At 48.1% G+C, this 18,438-nt stretch carries 9 protein-coding genes and 1 pseudogene; 7 read left to right on the top strand and 3 right to left on the bottom strand.

What is annotated here, in order from left to right; translation table 11 throughout:
• Window positions 1–32: 32 nt before the first annotated feature.
• Window positions 33–1,274, bottom strand: coding sequence for a transcription termination factor NusA (gene nusA, locus JCM15548_RS00170; protein WP_062121900.1), 1,242 nt, complete (start codon window positions 1,272–1,274; stop codon window positions 33–35).
• A gap of 141 nt (window positions 1,275–1,415) precedes the next feature.
• On the bottom strand, window positions 1,416–1,763 hold the full coding sequence (rimP, locus tag JCM15548_RS00165) for a ribosome assembly cofactor RimP (RefSeq protein ID WP_227625262.1): 348 nt from the start codon (window positions 1,761–1,763) through the stop codon (window positions 1,416–1,418).
• Between the two features lie 260 nt (window positions 1,764–2,023).
• Here rimP and thiL point away from each other — a divergent pair, with 260 nt between their 5' ends.
• The 4 genes and pseudogenes from thiL (at window position 2,024) to gcvH (ending at window position 11,642) form a co-directional block, all read left to right on the top strand.
• Window positions 2,024–3,061: a thiamine-phosphate kinase gene (gene thiL / locus JCM15548_RS00160; RefSeq protein WP_062121897.1), complete on the top strand. Its 1,038-nt coding sequence runs from the start codon at window positions 2,024–2,026 to the stop codon at window positions 3,059–3,061.
• Between the two features lie 14 nt (window positions 3,062–3,075).
• Window positions 3,076–3,657, top strand: a complete 582-nt coding sequence (gene ruvA, locus JCM15548_RS00155) for a Holliday junction branch migration protein RuvA (protein ID WP_062121895.1) — start codon at window positions 3,076–3,078, stop codon at window positions 3,655–3,657.
• A gap of 99 nt (window positions 3,658–3,756) precedes the next feature.
• Window positions 3,757–11,180 (top strand): annotated as a pseudogene (gene sov / locus JCM15548_RS00150) (T9SS outer membrane translocon Sov/SprA).
• Window positions 11,181–11,264: 84 nt separating this feature from the next.
• Window positions 11,265–11,642 (top strand): glycine cleavage system protein GcvH, encoded by a 378-nt coding sequence (gene gcvH, locus JCM15548_RS00140; RefSeq protein ID WP_062122098.1) that lies wholly within the window; start codon window positions 11,265–11,267, stop codon window positions 11,640–11,642.
• Window positions 11,643–11,740: 98 nt separating this feature from the next.
• On the opposite strand, the gene JCM15548_RS00135 is transcribed toward gcvH, so the two are convergent.
• Window positions 11,741–13,084: a sigma-54-dependent transcriptional regulator gene (locus JCM15548_RS00135; RefSeq protein WP_062121886.1), complete on the bottom strand. Its 1,344-nt coding sequence runs from the start codon at window positions 13,082–13,084 to the stop codon at window positions 11,741–11,743.
• Window positions 13,085–13,207: 123 nt separating this feature from the next.
• Here JCM15548_RS00135 and porW point away from each other — a divergent pair, with 123 nt between their 5' ends.
• From porW to tsaE, 3 genes are read left to right on the top strand one after another with little or no spacing between them, the layout of a single operon-like run.
• Window positions 13,208–16,378 carry a type IX secretion system periplasmic lipoprotein PorW/SprE gene (porW, locus tag JCM15548_RS00130; protein WP_083984883.1) on the top strand — a complete coding sequence of 1,057 codons (3,171 nt, stop codon included), beginning with the start codon at window positions 13,208–13,210 and terminating at the stop codon, window positions 16,376–16,378.
• A 51-nt stretch (window positions 16,379–16,429) separates the two neighbouring features.
• Window positions 16,430–17,986, top strand: a complete 1,557-nt coding sequence (porX, locus tag JCM15548_RS00125) for a T9SS response regulator signal transducer PorX (protein WP_062121881.1) — start codon at window positions 16,430–16,432, stop codon at window positions 17,984–17,986.
• Window positions 17,987–17,995: 9 nt separating this feature from the next.
• The gene (tsaE, locus tag JCM15548_RS00120) at window positions 17,996–18,418 is read left to right on the top strand and encodes a tRNA (adenosine(37)-N6)-threonylcarbamoyltransferase complex ATPase subunit type 1 TsaE (protein WP_227625261.1); all 423 of its coding nucleotides are present in this window, start codon (window positions 17,996–17,998) and stop codon (window positions 18,416–18,418) included.
• Window positions 18,419–18,438 lie beyond the last annotated feature (20 nt).

Below are 18,438 nucleotides of genomic sequence, written 5' to 3'. Positions count from 1 at the left end.
TACTATCTTTCTAATTGACAAAGATAAAGGAATTATTCAAATTCAGATTTTAATATTGAAATGACATTCTGAATGGTCTCCTCTTCCAGGTCGGTACGTTTGGCCAAATCCTCAACCGTCAAATCGAGTACCGATTTGGCTGTGTCACAGCCAATGCCTTTTAAGGCCGCCAATACCCAATCTTCAATTTCATCAGAGAATTCATCCAAAGATACATCTTCCTCTTCCTCTTCTTCTTCTGTCTCACGATAAACATCCAGTTCATATCCGGTGAGCTGACTGGCCAGACGGATATTTAATCCGCCCTTACCGATGGCCAGAGAAACCTCCTCGGGCTGCAGGTAAACCTGTGCCCTTTTAGTGGCCTCCAGAATTTTAATACTGCTCACTTTAGCAGGATTCAAAGCCCTTTGGATAAACAATTGAATGTTTGTGGTATAATTAATAACATCTATATTCTCATTCCGCAATTCACGGACAATGCCATGAATCCGGGATCCCTTCATCCCCACACAGGCTCCCACTGGGTCAATCCGGTCATCATAAGATTCCACAGCCACTTTGGCGCGCTCACCAGGTTGACGGACAATCTTCTTGATGGTGATTAAGCCATCATGGATTTCAGGCACTTCCAACTCAAACAATCTTTCAAGAAAGACTTCGGCTGTACGTGACAATAAAATAAAGGGGTTGTTGTTGCGAATGTCCACCTTGGCCACCACAGCCCGAATGCTGTCGCCCTTGCGGTAGAAATCAGAGGGAATCTGCTCGGTTTTCGGCAAAATCAGTTCATTGCCTTCATCATCCAGCACCAGCATTTCCCGTTTCCATATCTGGTAAACCTCCCCGGTTACAATTTCTCCGATGCGCTCTTTATATTTGTTGTAAATAGCATCTTTCTGAAGCTCCATGATGCGGGATGACAGGTTCTGCCGAAGACTCAAAATGGCGCGACGACCAAAATCGATGAACTTCACCTCATCGGTCACCTCTTCTCCCACTTCATAATCTTCATCTATCTTCTTGGCCTGCGACAATGAAATCTGCAAGTTCTCATCGGTCACTTCATCGTCGGCCACCACTTCCCGGTTGCGCCAAATCTCGAAGTCACCTTTATCGGTATTAATAATTACATCAAAGTTCTCATCGGTGCCAAACAATTTCACCAGCACACTTCTGAAAGCATCTTCCAATACCCGGATAAGCGTTACCCTGTCAATATTCTTTAGCTCCTTGAACTCCGAAAAAGTATCTATTAAATTGATATGTTCCATTGCCAAATTGGTATATAATCCTGAATTAAAACTTAATTATCTCTTTTACTGACTTAACTTCCTCAAAAATAAAGGGATGTTCGGAAATCTGCAACACTTTTTTCTTTTTCCCTTCCGGCTTAACCCTGTTTTCTTCCTTGATCACAAAACCTTCCTGTGACACCGAAAACAGCTCGCTGTATGCTTCATGCCGTCTCTACCAACGACCTCGACATGCCGTCCGATGTTCTTTGTGAATTGACGATGAACTTTAAAGGGCTGACCAATGCCGGGAGACGACACCTCTAATTCAAAATCTTCTGCTTCCCGGTCCAGTGTGTGCTCAATTAATCTGGAAATGGAAACACAGAATTCAATGGGCACCCCCTGATCACCATCGAGGTGCACAATGATCTTATTTGAAGGCTTAACTTCAACATCCACAACAAAATAGTTTTCTTCTTCTACCTGTTGTTGAATAATACCCATGATTTGCTCTTTGGAAATCATACTCAATCAACCATTTATAATGAAAAAAGCCGCGACTACTCAGCCACACAACTTGATTGGACGAGCATCATTTAAGCTTCTGATTTCCAAAACCATTAATAAAATAGGGGACAAAAAGTCCCCTATTCTTTTCAGGCTCGAAATCTGCGCAAATGTAGTGATGAATAGTTTATTTTCCAAACTTTTACCTCCAGAAATAAGTGTCTGCGCTTAAATTTGTATCTTTGACCGTTAAATAAAAACCAACAAATTTTTCTGCAATGAGTGAAAAGGCGACCTCCCTTTCTGACTTAGGCTTGTATGGCCTTATTGAGCACTTCCAAAAACAATATAAACCCCTTAATACCTCTGAGTTACCTGCCATGGGTGAGGATGCCTGCTCTATCCTGACAGCACCGGAACATTTGTCATCCACTACCCTGCTGTTGGAAGGTATTAATTTCGACCTGACTTATACCCCCTTACAACACCTGGGATTTAAAGCGGTTACGGTGGCCGTGAACGATCTTCTGGCCATGAATGCCTCCCCCTCCCAAATCAGTATCAACATAGGCTTAAGCAACAAAATCACGCTGGAGATGTTGGAAACCCTGATGAGCGGTATTTTTGCCGCCTGCGAACATTACCAGACAGAATTAACCGCCTTTAAGCCGGCCGCCTCTTTAACTGGCTTGACCATGGCCCTGAATGTGACGGGAAAGGAAAACAAGAAGGGCCTGGTGCGCCGATCCGGCGCCCAACCAACGGATGTCATTTGTGTGACCGGCGATTTGGGCGGTGCGCTGATGGGACTGCACCTGCTGGAAAGAGAAAAGCGCGTTTTGCAATCGAACGACCATTCACAGCCGGTCTTTGGCGATAATGAATATGTGCTTAAGCGGCAACTGAAACCCGAAGGGCGCACAGCCTTTCTCACAGCCATGGAAAAGCTGGACCTGGTGCCCACTTCCATGACGGGTATATCGGAAGGATTGGCCACTTCATTAATATTATTGTGCCGGTCGTCAAAAACCGGCTGTCGCATATATGAAAATAAAATACCTTTACATCAAAACACCCTGAAAGCAGCCAGGGAACTCAATTACAATCCATTGATTGCGGCACTGAATGGCGGGGAAGATTTCGAATTGCTTTTCACCCTGTCTCTGGAAGTGTATGAAAAGAACAAGGAAGGGCTGCCGGAGGAAGTTTCTGTCATAGGCCATATCACAGAGGAAGATAAGGCCTGCAGAATGATCTCCAATGCCGATGATGAAATTGATATAAAAGCCAGAGGTTGGGGAAACCTTAACATATAAAGTAAGCATCCATTATGTACGAATACATTTCCGGTAAGATCGTAGAAAGCAGTCCCGCCCACGTGGTGCTTGAAAACAACGGGCTGGGTTATTTCATCAATATTTCTCTCAACACTTATACCGCCATTAAGGAAGTACAGGAAACCACCCTGGTGATCCATGAAAACATCCGGGAAGATGCCTATACCCTTTACGGCTTTTTCGACCGCCAAGAAAGAGAACTGTTTCAGCTGTTGATTTCCGTTTCCGGCATTGGTGCCAATACGGCCCGCATGATGCTGTCTTCGCTTCCTCCGGAGGAGCTGAGGGTAGCCATTCTTACTGAAAACACCAATCAACTCAAAGGCATCAAAGGCATTGGGCTGAAAACAGCCCAAAGGGTCATTGTGGATCTCAAAGACAAGCTTGGGAAAGAGCAGGCAGACGAAAAATTATTTGCCGGCGCAGACAATACCATCCGCGATGAAGCGTTATCTGCTTTAGTGATGTTGGGATTTGCGCGTGCGGCCTCCCAAAAAGCCATCGACAAAATTCTGTCGGCTCAACCAGATGCGCGTGTTGAGCAGGTTATCAAGCAAGCTTTAAAAATGATGTAATCCGGAAAATGATGCTGCCGGGCTATTGTAAACCCTGTTCCTTTGAGAAAGAATTTCACATATAAATTATTAGTCCCACTGTTTACGTCTTTGTTTGTCATGGCGGGTGCCATTGAAACTGTTCCCGGCGTGCCGGCAACAGGTCCTGAATGGTCCGAACAATCCATCGACTCCGAGCAGGAACCGGAGCCGCAAGAAATTGACCCGCAAAGAGTCAATCCTCCTTCAACGGGACTGCCATCTCAACAACAGAAGAAAACTTCAGCTATCCACCTTCAGGATCCGGACAACATAGACTATTCCGCAGAGTACGACCCCGAAACCGGGCTGGTTGCGGTGCACCGAAAAATTGGCAACATTCCGGTAAAACTCCCCTACACCATGACCCTGGAGGAGTACAACAATGAATTGATGCGGACCTCCATGCAAAACTACTGGAGTGAACAAGCCCGGGAGACTTCCGGAGCTGAAGGCAGTGGCTTCGGGCGCTTCAGGGTGGGCGGCGAAATGTTCGAAAGTGTTTTTGGCAGCAATGTCATCAACATTCGTCCCCAGGGAATCGCCGAACTACGCATTGGCGTGAACACCACCAAAATAGATAATCCCACGCTTCAGGAGCGCATGCGCAAAACCACCACTTTCGATTTCCAGCAGAAAATTCAGATGAATATTCAGGGAACCATAGGTGAGCGGCTTAAACTGGGGATCAACTATAACACCGAAGCGACCTTCGACTTTGAAAATCAAATCAATCTGGAATACGAAGGCGGAGAAGACGAAATCATCAAAAATATTGAGGCCGGTAACGTAAGCCTTTCATTGCCCGGAACATTAATCACCGGAAGCCAAAGCTTATTCGGTGTCAAAACGGAGATGCAATTTGGCAAACTATCCATCCAGACCGTCTTTTCTCAACAAAAGGGAGAAACTTCGGTGATGAATATCCAGGGCGGCGCACAAACGCAGGATTTTGACCTCGCTGCCGATGAGTATGACAGAAACCGGCACTTCTTCCTGTCCCATGTGTTCAAAAAGAATTTCAACCGGGCCATGGAAAACCTGCCGGTCGTCAATTCGCCCTTCAACATTACCAAAGTGGAGGTATGGATTACCAACCGGTCGAGCGACTTCGAAAACTCCAGAAACATTGTGGCTTTCTCCGATTTGGGAGAAGGCCTTCAGGATATGGAAAAACCCAATACCTGGGAAGGAAAACCCAATATCCTTTATCCCTTCAATAAAGCCAACGCGCTTTATAACGAAATGGCCAATACCAACGGCATCCGCGACATCAATCAATCGACCACCATCCTGAACGATGTCGTGGTTGACCCGGGCGACAACAACCGGTTCACCACGGCCCGTGATTATGAGCGCATTGAAAATGCCCGGCTGGTTCCTGCCTCGGAATACACCCTCAACACCAAATTGGGTTATATATCCCTCAACACCCAATTGAATGCCGATGAAGTGCTGGCCGTTGCCTTTGAGTATACGTATAACGGACAGGTATACAGGGTGGGCGAATTCAGTAATGCCGGCATTGAAGCACCCCAGGCGCTGATCATGAAGCTGATCAAAGGCACCAACCTGTCGCCCCGCATGAAAACCTGGCAACTGATGATGAAAAACATCTACGCCATGGGCGCCTATCAGGTGAGTCAGGAAGATTTCAGGCTGAACGTGGTTTACATGAACGACTCCCTGGGAAGTTACATGAACACTTTTACAGAGGAGGGGGACCTCAACGGTGAGCAGTACATTTCCATCATGGAACTGGACAAACTCAACAGTCAGCAGGAACCCTACCCCGATGGCACCTTCGATTACGTGCCCGGATTCACGATTATTCCGGCACAGGGCCGCATCATCTTCCCGATTTTGGAACCCTTTGGGGCACACATGGAAAATAAACTGCAAAACCTGGACCCAGACATTCGCGAGAAATACGTCTTTACAGAATTGTACGACTCCACCTTAACCATTGCCAGTCAGACCGCAGAAAAAAACAAATACCGCCTGCAAGGCTCCTACAAATCGGCAGGTGGAGCAGAGATATCCCTCAATGCCTTTAACATTCCGCGGGGTTCGGTGATAGTGACGGCCGGTGGACTGAAATTAACGGAGAACGTCGATTACTCGGTGGATTACACTTCCGGAAGCATCCGCATTTTGAATCAGGGACTGCTGGAGTCGGGCACCCCCATCCAGGTGGCCCTTGAAAGCCAATCCCTGTTTAACCTGCAGACCAAAACCCTGGTTGGTACGCACCTCGATTATCGTTTCAGCGAGGACTTCAACATTGGTGGTACCATCATGCATTTGAGGGAAAGGCCCCTGACACAGAAAGTCAATTTTGGAGATGAGCCCATTGCCAATACCATCTGGGGATTGAACGCTTCCTATTTCACCGAATCCAACCTCATCACGTCGCTGATTGACAAATTGCCTTTGGTCGAGACCAAAACACCTTCGTCGGTGGCCTTTGAGGCGGAATTTGCCCACCTGATTCCCGGACACCCCAGTGTGATTAATAAAGAGGGGACTTCCTATATCGATGATTTTGAGGGGACCAAAATCCCCATCGACATGAAGCAGCGAGATGCCTGGCATTTGGCCAGTACGCCCCAGGGGCAGTCCATGTTTCCCAATGCAAACCTCAACAATGACCTGGCCTACGGATACAACCGGGCCCGTTTGGCCTGGTACAACATCGATCCCCTTTTTGTCAGAAACAGCAACCTGCGGCCCGATCATATCCGAAGAGACAAAGAGCAGCTGTCCAACCACTATGTGCGGGAGATTTATGAAAGGGAAATCTTCCCCTTCAAAAATCCGGCCTACGGCGAACCCACCAATATTTCTGTGCTCAACCTGGCCTATTACCCCAAAGAAAGGGGGCCCTATAACTTCAACCCCAACCTGAACTTTGAGGGTGAACTGCCGGAACCCAAAAACAGCTGGGGGGGTATTATGCGCAAAATCGACACCAACGATTTTGAGTCGGCCAACATTGACCACATCGAATTTTGGGTGATGGACCCTTTTGCCTATAACGCGGACACCAGCGAAGGGGGTATGCTATACATCAACCTCGGAGACATCTCCGAGGACATCCTCAAAGATTCAAGAAAGTTTTTTGAACAGGGACTGCCTGGTCCGGGAGAACCTTTTGATGTGGACACAACAGCCTGGGGTTTCATCCCCAAGCAGCAAAGTCTGGTGACCGCCTTTAGCAACGATGCGGCCACCAGAATGATGCAGGATGTGGGCTTAAACGGGATGAACTCTGAAACAGAGCGGACTTTCTACGGCCAGAGCCCTTCATCCTTTCTGACGGCCATCGAGAACCTTCATGCCAGTGGTAATTTGTCGGACGAAGCCTATGAAAGAATCATGAATGACCCGGCGGCCGACGACTTTCAATACTTCAGAGGCAGTGAGCTCGACCGAATGGAAATGAGTATTCTGGACCGTTACAAATACTACAACAACCCGGAAGGCAACTCCCGCCCATCAGAGAATTCGGGTGAATCCTACAGCACCGCCGCCACCAACATTCCCGATGGGGAGGACATCAACCGCGATAACACCCTGAGTGAGTCTGAAAACTACTACCAGTTTGAAATTCCCTTGCGTCCCGGCGAAATGGAAATTGGACAAAACTACATCACCGACATTGTTTTGGCAGAGAACATCGATTTGGAGAACGATAAGGAGGGCAGCGTTAAATGGTACCAGTTTAAAATCCCGGTGCATAATCCCGATACAACCATCGGTAACATCGATGACTTAAGATCGGTGCGCTTCATGCGTATGTTTATGCATGATTTTGCCGACACCACCATTCTGCGTTTTGCTTCGCTCGATTTGATACGTGCAGAATGGCGTCGCTATGAAAGAGAACTCTTCGACATTCGGGATAATGTCACCCCCAACCCCAATACCAACTTTGAAGTATCGGCGGTCAATATTGAAGAAAATGGCAATCGGGAACCGGTTAACTACGTCCTGCCTCCGGGCATCGACCGCGTGATTGACCCCGCTAACCCGTCTGTGCGGGAACTCAACGAACAGTCCATTTCGCTGAAAGTGGAAAATCTGGCCCGTGGAGATGCTCGGGCGGTATATAAAAACATTGGTATGGATATCCGCCAATACCGCCGCATCCAAATGGAGATACATGCGGAGGCAGTGCCGGGATACGATCTCCAGGATGGTGAGATGGTGGCCTTTATCCGCTTGGGAACCGACTATCAAAACAACTATTACGAATACGAGTTACCGTTGAAACTCACCCCACATGGCTACTATGTGGGCAGCAATACCTCTGAAAGATTTGCCGTATGGCCGGAAGAAAACAGCATGGACATTCCTCTGGAATTGTTTCAGCAAATTAAACTGCGCAGAAATGACGCCATGCGCATGGCCGATGCCAACATACAACTCACGGATGAATACCGTTGGTACGACCCGGAAAATCCGAATAACAGAATAAAAATCAAAGGTAACCCCAACCTATCGAATGTTAAAACCCTCATGATAGGGGTGCGCAATGCCTCCATAGATGCCAAAACAGCTGAAATCTGGATGAATGAATTGCGCCTGTCCGATTTTAACGAAAGAGGTGGTTGGGCCGCCAATAGCCGCATGAATATTAAACTGGCCGACCTCGGCTCAGTCTCTGTGGCCGGAAGGGCCAGCACCATTGGCTTTGGCAGCATCGATCAGAGTGTAACAGAGCGCAGTCAGGAAGATTTCTACCAGTACGATGTGGCCACCAATCTGGAACTGGCCAAGTTTTTAGGTCCCGAAAGTCGCCTCTCCATCCCCTTCTACGCTGCCATTAGCGAGCAGGTGGCCACTCCCGAATACTACCCGCTGGATCCAGATATTCCCATGGAAAAGGCCCTGGACAATGCCGGAACATCTGCTCAACGCGACAGTATGAAAAAGGTTTCCCAGGATTACACCAAACGGAAAAGCATCAATTTCACCAATGTCCGGATTCAGCCCAAGGACAATGAAACCCCCTTTTATGCGCCTTCCAATTTAAGCGCGACTTATTCGTACAACGAAACCTACCGCAGAAGCATTGATACGGAATACCTGACCGACAAGGAATACCGGGGAATCCTGTCCTATAATTTCATCAACCGGCCTAAACCGGTGGAACCTTTTAAGAACCTTGAGGGAAGTGCCCTGGGCCTCATCCGCGATTTCAACTTCTACCTGGCGCTACTCAGGTGGGCTACCGATGGGAAGTACAACGCGGATACCGGGAAGAGCAACTGAGAAACATCAGCAACCCCGATTTCCAGATACCGCTGACCGTTAACAAGGATTTTTACTGGAACCGCTTTTTTGAGCTCACCTACAACCTGAGCCGATCGCTTAAATTTGATTTCAGATCCACCAACAATGCGGTGATCGACGAGCCGGAGGGCCCGGTGAGCAAAAACAGATATAAAGATGAGTATGCCGAATGGAAGGATTCCATTATGACCAACATCACCAATATGGGGCGTACCACCAACTATCAGCACAATGTGAGCCTGAGTTACAACATTCCTGTTAATAAGCTGCCCTATCTCGACTGGACATCCGCATCTGTCAATTACGGTGCTTTGTATAACTGGCAACAGGGGCCGGTGACCCGACTGGATTATGAGTGGGGCAATACCATTCGCAACTCCAATAACATTCAGGGCAATGCCCAGCTCAACTTTAACAGCCTGTATAACAAATCGACCTACTTAAGAGATTTGAACCGTCCGGCCCAGCGTCCACAACAAAGTGCCAATCAGGGCGGAGAAACGGTCCGCTTTACCCAACACAACCAGGAAATGAAAGCGGGCGAACCCTTTACGGTCAACCACCGCCTGGAGACCTCAACGGTAACCGCCCGTGTATTCAACGAATCGGGCCACCCGGTGCGGGGCGATCAGGTAGTGGTGGACAACAACACCCTCACATTTACCCCCCAGCAGGATGTGTCCAACGGCCGCATCATGGTTACCGGTCAGAAAACAGAGGAAAGCAACATGGGGAAAGCCATTAAGGATTTCTCACTGCGACTGCTGACCAGTATCCGGAATGTGTCATTGACCTATTCGGAGAACAATGGAACCATCCTTCCCGGATATCTGCCTGAAACCCAATTTATGGGTGCAGAGAATTTCGATGGCCTGCAAGCACCGGGACTTCCCTTTCTTTTAGGGTGGCAATCCCGTGATTTCGCCATGGATGCGGCCAACAACAACTGGCTCACCACCGACTCCACCCTGAATTCCGCCTACTCGATGAGCCACACCCAGGACATTACCCTGCGGGTGATGCTGGAGCCCATCAGTGGCTTGAAAATTGACCTGACCTCCAACCGGAGATATGCCAATAATCTGAGCGAGTACTATCTATACCAGGACGGCGGCTTTGATGTTTACAATACCATGGAATCGGGTAGTTTCTCAATGACCTTTAATACCATTGGCACAGCCTTCGAAAAAATTGATAAAAAAGGCGTTTATCAATCCAATACCTTTGACCAGTTTCTGGAAAACCGGCAGACCATTGCCGACCGCCTCGGTCATGAGCGTCGCGGAATGATACATCCCAACGGCATTTATACCGACACGCCCTACGCAGCCATTGAAGGTCAGACCTACCGTCCCGAAGGATACGCCAATGAAGATCTCGAGGTGACCGAAGGCGGTGTGGACGGCTACAGTCTGAGCGCCCAAGACGTCCTGATTCCTGCTTTCATGGCCGCCTACTCGGGAAAGGAGGCCGACGGCGTATTCCTGGATGCCATTCCCTCCATCCTTCAAATGCGCCCCAATTGGCGGGTGACCTATGATGGCTTGTCGCGCATCAAATGGTTTCAGAAATACATCCGCTCCTTTGATGTGAGCCACGCTTACCGTTCCACCTACAACATTGGCCAGTACCTGACCAATTTAGACTGGGAGGAAATGCGCGATGGCTTCAGTTTCATGCGCGATGAACAGGGCAATTTCATCCCCAAATACCAGATCAACGGGGTTTCCATATCGGAACAATTTGCCCCCTTCATCCAGTTCAACATCACCTGGAACAACAGCCTCTCCACCCGGGCAGAATACAAAAAAAGCCGCATCATCAACTTGAGTCTGAACAACAACCAGCTCATCGAAAATTACAATGAGGAGTATGTGGTCGGACTGGGTTATCGCTTTGACAAGATGGATATGATTCTGGGTTCGGGGAGTGGACAAAGACAAATGTCGTCCGACCTGAATCTGCGGGCCGACATCTCCATTCGGGACAATTTCTCCATCATCCGACGCATCGAAGAAGGTCTCAACCAAATGACAGCAGGTCAAAGAATAACCACCCTGAAGTTCACGGCCGATTACGTGTTAAGCGACCGCTTTAACATGCAGCTTTTTTACGACCGGCAATTCAACGCACCATACATTTCCACCAGTTACCCTATCACCAACAGCAGCTTTGGTGTTAACTTCAGATTCTCTCTGGCGCAATAACCATTGTAATAAAAATTAACCAAAGGTATCCCGTGTAATAAAAAATCCTTAATTTTGGCAGGTAACCTTATTAAAAAAAGCAACATGAATTTACCTGAAAGCTTAAAGTACACCAAAGACCATGAATGGGTCAAAATAGAGGGCAATACGGCCATCGTTGGTATTACCGAATTTGCCCAAAGTGAATTAGGCGATATCGTTTTTGTTGAAATCGACACAGAAGATGAAGCGCTGGAAAAGGAAGAAGTTTTCGGCACCATTGAAGCAGTTAAAACCGTATCAGATCTTTACATGCCTCTGGCCGGTAAAATTATTGAGGTCAATGAGAATCTCGAATCTCAACCTGAGTTGGTCAACAAAGAGCCTTACGATGGTGGCTGGATGGTTAAAATTGACATCAAAGACCTGGCAGAAGTGGACACTTTAATCAGTGCAGAAGAATATCAGGCACTTATTAGCTAACACGGACATCCGTTCATTCCCATACAAGTATGCGGCGATTCCAAAAGAATGGCCGCATTTTTTTCCCTCTCCACCTAACGACCTAACGACCTAACGACCTATTCTTTCAGCTCAGACCATTTTTTGATCAAATTGTAAACGGTCGACTTCCCAATGTCGAGTTTCTCGGCCACCACCATCACATTTTGATACTTATCGAGGTAATGCCGAATTATTTTTTCATTGTATGCTTTGAGCGACAATTCCTCCGTCAGCAAATCCGGCGTGGAACTGACACCGTTGAACACAATATGGTCTTCGCCCACCATAGCTGTATTGGTCAGCACAGCTGCCAGCTCCACCACAGCCTTTAGCTCTCTGACGTTGCCCGGAAAGGGGTAATTCAACAATTTCCGCATGGCTTCGGAAGTCAGTTCCAATGGCGTTATGCCATTTTCGTCGCAAAAATGCTTTAAAAAAAATTGAGCCAAAAGTACCACGTCCTTTTGGCGCTCTTTGAGCGACGGCAGATGAAGCGGAATGCCCATCAGACAGAAGTAAAGATCCTCCCTGAATTGCTTGTTTCTAACCGCCTCCCCCAAATCAATGGTGGATCCGGATATCACCCGGGTATGCACCCTGATTTCAGTCTTAGCCCCCAATCGACGGATGGTGCCATTCTGTAAAAACTGAAGCCATTTAATTTGCAAATCGGGTCCAAGCAAATCCACATCCTCCATGTATAAAGTCCCCTCAGCCGCCTCCTCAATTTTCCCCTTTTGTCGCAGCCTGGCTCCGTCAAAAGCCCCTTTCTCAAAACCAAACAGTTCTCCCTCCATCAATTCATCAGGAATGGCGCCCACGTTCACAATAACAAAAGGCTGATCCCTGCGCTCTGAATTATAGTGAATGGCTTTGGCCAATAATTTCTTGCCCGTACCGGGCTCGCCGGTAATCGAAACATGGACATTACTCATTTTAACCGCCTTATCAACCAGCAACAACACCTGTTTCATACTTTCACTTTCCCCAATGATGGCCTGCAAGTAATCGTATTTGACAGATATTTCAGATTTCAACTGCTTCAGCTCCTGCTGTAGTTTCTGCTGGGCCCTTATATGGTGCAAACAGTGAACCAGGCGCTCCCGCACATTTTCGTCCTTGGCAATGTAATCGTAAGCCCCTTCTTTGAGCAACTGCACGGCCATCTTCAAATCATCCTGACCGGAAATAATAATGACCTCGGTTTCAGGATGGGATTGCTTGATCCTCCGCAAAATTTCGGCGCCAGAATAATCCGGCAAGCCCAAATCGAGTGTGACCACCTCCGGATTGTCAGATAACCTGGCCAAAAAATCGGTACCATTAAAAAATGGTACAATCTCCACATCCTTATCCTTATCCAAAGCGCGGACAATTAGTCGGTTAAACATTCGGTCATCTTCAATCACATAAATTCTCATCTCAAAAAATCAAAAATGTATAAGATTAAAGGTAAATTTAGGAAATGTTTTTATTTATTTGGCGAGCCACAAAATAAATTGCCCAAAAGCCTGTTTTAATAATACAATGATGCTTTAATACCAATGTTTATCAGAAAACTACTCATAATCATCTCCGCCCTTTGGTTAGTATCGTGTTCCACACAAAAGAACACCTGGTTGTCAAGAAATTACAACAGCATGACCGCCCGCTACAACACCCTGTTTAATGGCCAGCAGAGCTTTATCCAGGGTGAAGAACAATTGAAGCAGGCGCACAATGATAATTTCACGACCCTGCTTCCGCTATTCCCCTATTCCGGAGCTGACAAGGCCGGTGCCGTTGAAAGCGAAATGGATCGGGCCATTGCCAAGGGCCTGAAAATCATACAGAAAAAAAGCATCACGGTCAAGCCCAAACGCAAACCCGGCGGCAACAATGCTACCTACGAAGCCTTTTACAACCAAAGAGAATTTAACCGCTACGTGGATGATGCCTACCTCTTAATAGGTAAAGCCCATTTATACAACCACGAGTTCAACGACGCACTCTCGGTTTTTGAATACGTTTTGCGTGAGTTTCCTGCTCAGCCGGCCCGTTTTGAAGCCCTTATCTGGATGGCACGCACCAGAGTTGAAATGGGCGATTTTGAGAATGCCCGGCTCTTACTCGAACAATACAACGGACTGGGACAGGCACCTGCCAGATATTATGGGGATTACATGGTCACCTATGCCGACTATCTCATCAGAACGCAACAATACAACAACGCCATCCCCTTCATGCTGACAGCGGCTTCAGAAGCAGAAAGCAAATGGGATAAAACAAGACGCCATTATCTACTGGCCCAGCTTTATGAGCAATCCGGTCAACTGGACAAGGCCCATGAAAGTTATCAGCAGGTAGCCCGGTCAAACCCGGACTACGAAATGGGCTTAAATGCGAACATCAATGCCTATTTGCTTGAAAGCCGCTTGAATAATGATTTTTCACCGGCCCGCAAAGAACTGGACAAGATGGCCGACCAGTTTAAAAATCAGGAATTTCGCGACTTGATCTATCTGGCTTTGGCCCATAGCTATTTACAGGAAAAGGATACCCTGCAGGCACTGACCAATCTGCAGCTGTCGACCGGATACAATATGGGCAATCAATACCTGTTAAGCGAAGCCTATCTGGAAATGGCCGACCTCTATTTTGAATTACCACGCTATCCGGCATCTTACGCCTATTACGACAGTTCCCTCACTCTGATACCGGAAACCGACCAGCGCATGGAAAAAATCCGGTTCCGCCACACCGGTTTGAAAGATTTAACCACCCATTACACCACCATAGAACGTGAAGACAGTCTTCAGCGACTGGCCGGCCTGACGGAAGAAGAACTGGATGCCTTCGTTGAAGCCATTATCGAAAATGAAAGGCAGGCCCAACTCAACCAGTCTGTGGGCGGTGGAAGGAATCAGGGGATGGACTTCGACCCGGTTTTTAACCGGTCCTTCTCCAACCAACTCAACCAACAAACGGACAATCAGGGACAATGGTATTTCTACAATCCCACCACCGTTAGTCTGGGCAAAATGGAGTTTGAGCGCAAATGGGGCCGCCGCGCCGCTCAGGATAACTGGCGCCGGTCCGACAAGTCGTCACAAGCCGACGAGCCGGAGATGCAACAAACGGCCATGCCGGGACAACCGGGCGAAAATTTGCCGGGTCTGGAGGAAGAAATGGCAGAACAAATGACCGGACAACGGCCCACTACCAACCTGCCGGAAAAAGAAAAGTTGCTGACCGATGTTCCCAGAAGCCCGGAGCAACTGGCTGAATCGCAGGAGAAACTAGCCAATGCCTACTTCAATGCCGCCATGATCTTCCTCGATTATTTCAAGGATCCTGCCAAAGCCATTGAAATGTTTGATGCCTTACTCAGCGCCCAACCTCAGCATGAATTAGCCGAACAGGCCTTATTCTGGTCGGCCAAAGCTTACATGGAAATCGACAACGAGGCCGGCAGCGAACGCATGAAACAGCAACTCTTAAGCAGGTTTCCCGACGGGCGCTATGCACCTTTCCTGCGCGATCCCAATCATGCGCAAACCCTCATAAATGCCGGGGAAGAAATTCAACGGACCTATCAGAATGCCTTCAGTGCCTATCAAAACAACCGCTTTAATGAGGCCTTATCGCATTTGTCCGACATGAAAAACAAAACCGATCAGGAAGAACTGCTGCGCAAAGCCCTGCTGCTTTCAGCTGTAAGCTACGGAAAGTTGGGGAATGAAGTGGCATTTGAATCGGAACTCCGGCAATTGGTCGGCCAACATCCCACCAGTGCGGAAGGAAAAATGGCCGAACAATGGCTGACCATGCTAGGTGAAGGACTTCAGCCGGCGATTGGCCCGGCGAGCTCTCTCAGCGACCGGTCTATAGCCACAACAGATGGCAGCGTCGCCGACTCCCTGTCCACGGAGCCTGCCTCCGCTTTTGATTTTGAACCGGACCAGCCGCACAGCATTTTTGTCATTGTTAATAACCGGGCCGACATCAATCAATTGATTTTTAATCTGGCCGACTATAACTTCAACCGCTTCCTGTTGGCCGCTTACAACCTGGCAGCACGAAATCTCTCCTCCGGAGAAAAGCTGGTAACCATTGGCCCCTTTGCCAACAGTCGCGAAGCCATGGACTACTACTATGGCCTGCGATCGAACACCCGCTTGCTGCAGGTGGAGAACATTGAAGAACCCATGTTATTAGCCGGCACCGAGCGCAATTTGGTGGCCTTATCCACTACGGGCGACTTCAATGCCTATCGTCGGTTCTTTTCACAAAACTACCTGAACGGGGGTGGCGGAATCACCATCGATATGACCTTCGAAAATCTGGAGTCGGCCCTTGAGGAGCCGGTCATGTCGAACGCCTTCTCCACCGAAGACGGCCCCCATTGGGGCATGGTCGTCGTCCCTTCCGGCAACCATGTGGGTAGAGTCTCCGGCTTCCTGACCAGCCACGCGCTTAACAATTTCGGGCTGACCGCCCAGGTTCGTTCAGTGGATTTGGGCGACGGAAACACGGCTGTTATTGTAGAATCATTCAACAGTCGGGCCGATGCCGAAGACTTCATCAGCTCCTTAAAGGACGTACCCTTCTGGAACAACCAGCTAAGAGCGGCCAATTGGTATCAAACATTCGTGAGTCCCCAAAACTTTCAACGAATAGAAGAAGAAGGCGATCTGGAAAAATACGCCGACTTCCAAAAAGACCTGCCCCAATAAGTGGCTTGAGTTTTGTACTGGTGCAAGGATAAACGCACTAAATCAACAGCAATGGAAAACATACAAAAATACCGGCTCTTATGGGTCGACGACGAAATAGAACATCTTAAACCCCATATTTTTTTCTTAACCGAGAAAGGCTTTCAAGTGGACACAGCCACCAATGGCAAGGATGCCATTGCCATGCTGTCTGAACAGAATTACAGCCTGGTTTTTTTGGATGAGAACATGCCCGGCATCAGCGGACTGGAAACCCTTATGCGCATCAAGGAGCGCCAGCCGGCGCTCCCCGTCATCATGGTTACCAAAAGTGAAGAAGAAGAAATCATGGACCAGGCCATTGGCAGTAAAATTGCCGATTACCTCATCAAACCGGTCAATCCCAAGCAAGTACTATCTTCCATCAAACGCACTTTGGGTCGTCAATCACTCATTTCCAAAAAAACCACCACCGATTACCAGTCGGCCTTCTCACAAATAGGCATGCGCCTGAACGACCGCCTCACCTATGCCGAATGGTACCAAATTTATAAGGAAATCGTTTACTGGGAATTGGAGCTACAGGACTCTGACAGTCCCATGAGCGAAGTGCTTTTGATGCAAAAGACCGAAGCCAACAACCAATTTACCCGCTTTGTAAAAGATAATTATACCGACTGGCTGCAGGCAGATGATGCCCCCCTGATGTCGCACACCATTTTCAAGCGGAAGATCCTGCCACTTTTAAAGGAGAAGAAGCCGCTGGTCATGATTGTGGTGGACAATTTCAGATCCGACCAGTGGGAATTAATCAAACGGGAATTGGCCCCCTATTTCAGTCTTCGGGAAGATGAGCTCTACATGAGCATTCTGCCCACGGCCACCCAATATTCCAGAAACGCCATTTTCTCTGGACTACTACCCGCCAATATCGAAAAGATACGGCCCGATTTATGGGTGGAGGACGGAGATGAAGGCAGTAAAAATCAACATGAAGAAGCGCTGATCAACGACTACTTTACACGTAACCGGGAAAACGTCAAAGTCTATTACCAAAAAATCAGTGACGCGGATGCAGGGCGCAGGCTGCTCGATAACTACAGTCACATCAAAGACCACCAACTATCGGTGGTCGTCGTGAACTTCGTGGATATGCTGTCCCACGCCCGTACCGAAATGAAGATGATTCGGGAGTTGATCTCGGACGAATCGTCCTACCGTTCCCTCACCCAGTCGTGGTTCAACCATTCCCCCTTGTTTGATTTGCTCAAACGGCTGTCGCAGGACGATGTCAATGTGGTCATGACCACCGATCATGGCACCATCCGCGTCCAAAATCCCGTTAAAGTGGTGGGCGACAGAAACACCAATACCAACCTGCGCTTTAAGCAGGGAAAAAATCTGGCCTATGATGCCAAATCGGTCTTTGAAGTCAGGAAGCCCGAACAAATAATGCTACCACGCCCCAATGTATCCACCTCCTACATTTTTGCGACCGGTAGCGATTTCTTTGCCTATCCCAACAATTACAACTACTATGCGGGTTATTACAAAGACACTTTTCAGCATGGCGGCATCTCCATGGAAGAAATGATGATTCCTTTTGCAATATTGGAGCCCAAGCGTTAATTTTGGCCCATGATGCATTTCCTGGCAAACACACCGGAAGATTTAAGGCCGGCCGCAGCTGCGCTGGCCCAATTATTGGCCGACCGGCCTGTAGCAGCCTTTTACGGTAACATGGGCGTTGGCAAAACCACCTTCATTAAAGTGTTGTGCCGGCACCTGAACATTGCGGATACAGTCAACAGCCCCAGTTTTGCCATCATCAACGAATACCAAAACGGAGAGGGGCAGCAGGTCTTCCATTTTGACCTCTACCGCCTCAAAGAACCGGAAGAGCTCCTGGATATGGGCGGTGAGGATTATTTTTACAGCGGGCACATTTGTCTCGTCGAATGGCCCGAAAAAGCAGCAGACTACCTGCCTGAAAACCGCATCAACGTAAGCATGGAGGAACTGCCTGATGGTTCCAGGTCAATTAGATTCGAATTACTATAATATTTTGTACCTTCGGTAGT

The organism is Geofilum rubicundum JCM 15548 (genome assembly GCF_000974365.1).
In the GTDB taxonomy this organism is placed as follows: domain Bacteria; phylum Bacteroidota; class Bacteroidia; order Bacteroidales; family Marinilabiliaceae; genus Geofilum; species Geofilum rubicundum.
The sequence above is the reverse complement of the archived record's forward strand: the minus strand, read 5'-3'. Positions and strand labels throughout refer to the sequence as shown.

What these genes read in the sequence shown, in the direction of transcription:
- nusA (WP_062121900.1), bottom strand. Translation starts at nt 1,274, where the DNA reads ATGGAACATATCAATTTAATAGATACTTTTTCGGAGTTCAAGGAGCTA.
- thiL (WP_062121897.1), top strand. Translation starts at nt 2,024, where the DNA reads ATGAGTGAAAAGGCGACCTCCCTTTCTGACTTAGGCTTGTATGGCCTT.
- porX (WP_062121881.1), top strand. Translation starts at nt 16,430, where the DNA reads ATGGAAAACATACAAAAATACCGGCTCTTATGGGTCGACGACGAAATA.
- rimP (WP_227625262.1), bottom strand. Translation starts at nt 1,763, where the DNA reads ATGATTTCCAAAGAGCAAATCATGGGTATTATTCAACAACAGGTAGAA.
- tsaE (WP_227625261.1), top strand. Translation starts at nt 17,996, where the DNA reads ATGATGCATTTCCTGGCAAACACACCGGAAGATTTAAGGCCGGCCGCA.
- gcvH (WP_062122098.1), top strand. Translation starts at nt 11,265, where the DNA reads ATGAATTTACCTGAAAGCTTAAAGTACACCAAAGACCATGAATGGGTC.
- ruvA (WP_062121895.1), top strand. Translation starts at nt 3,076, where the DNA reads ATGTACGAATACATTTCCGGTAAGATCGTAGAAAGCAGTCCCGCCCAC.
- porW (WP_083984883.1), top strand. Translation starts at nt 13,208, where the DNA reads ATGTTTATCAGAAAACTACTCATAATCATCTCCGCCCTTTGGTTAGTA.
- JCM15548_RS00135 (WP_062121886.1), bottom strand. Translation starts at nt 13,084, where the DNA reads ATGAGAATTTATGTGATTGAAGATGACCGAATGTTTAACCGACTAATT.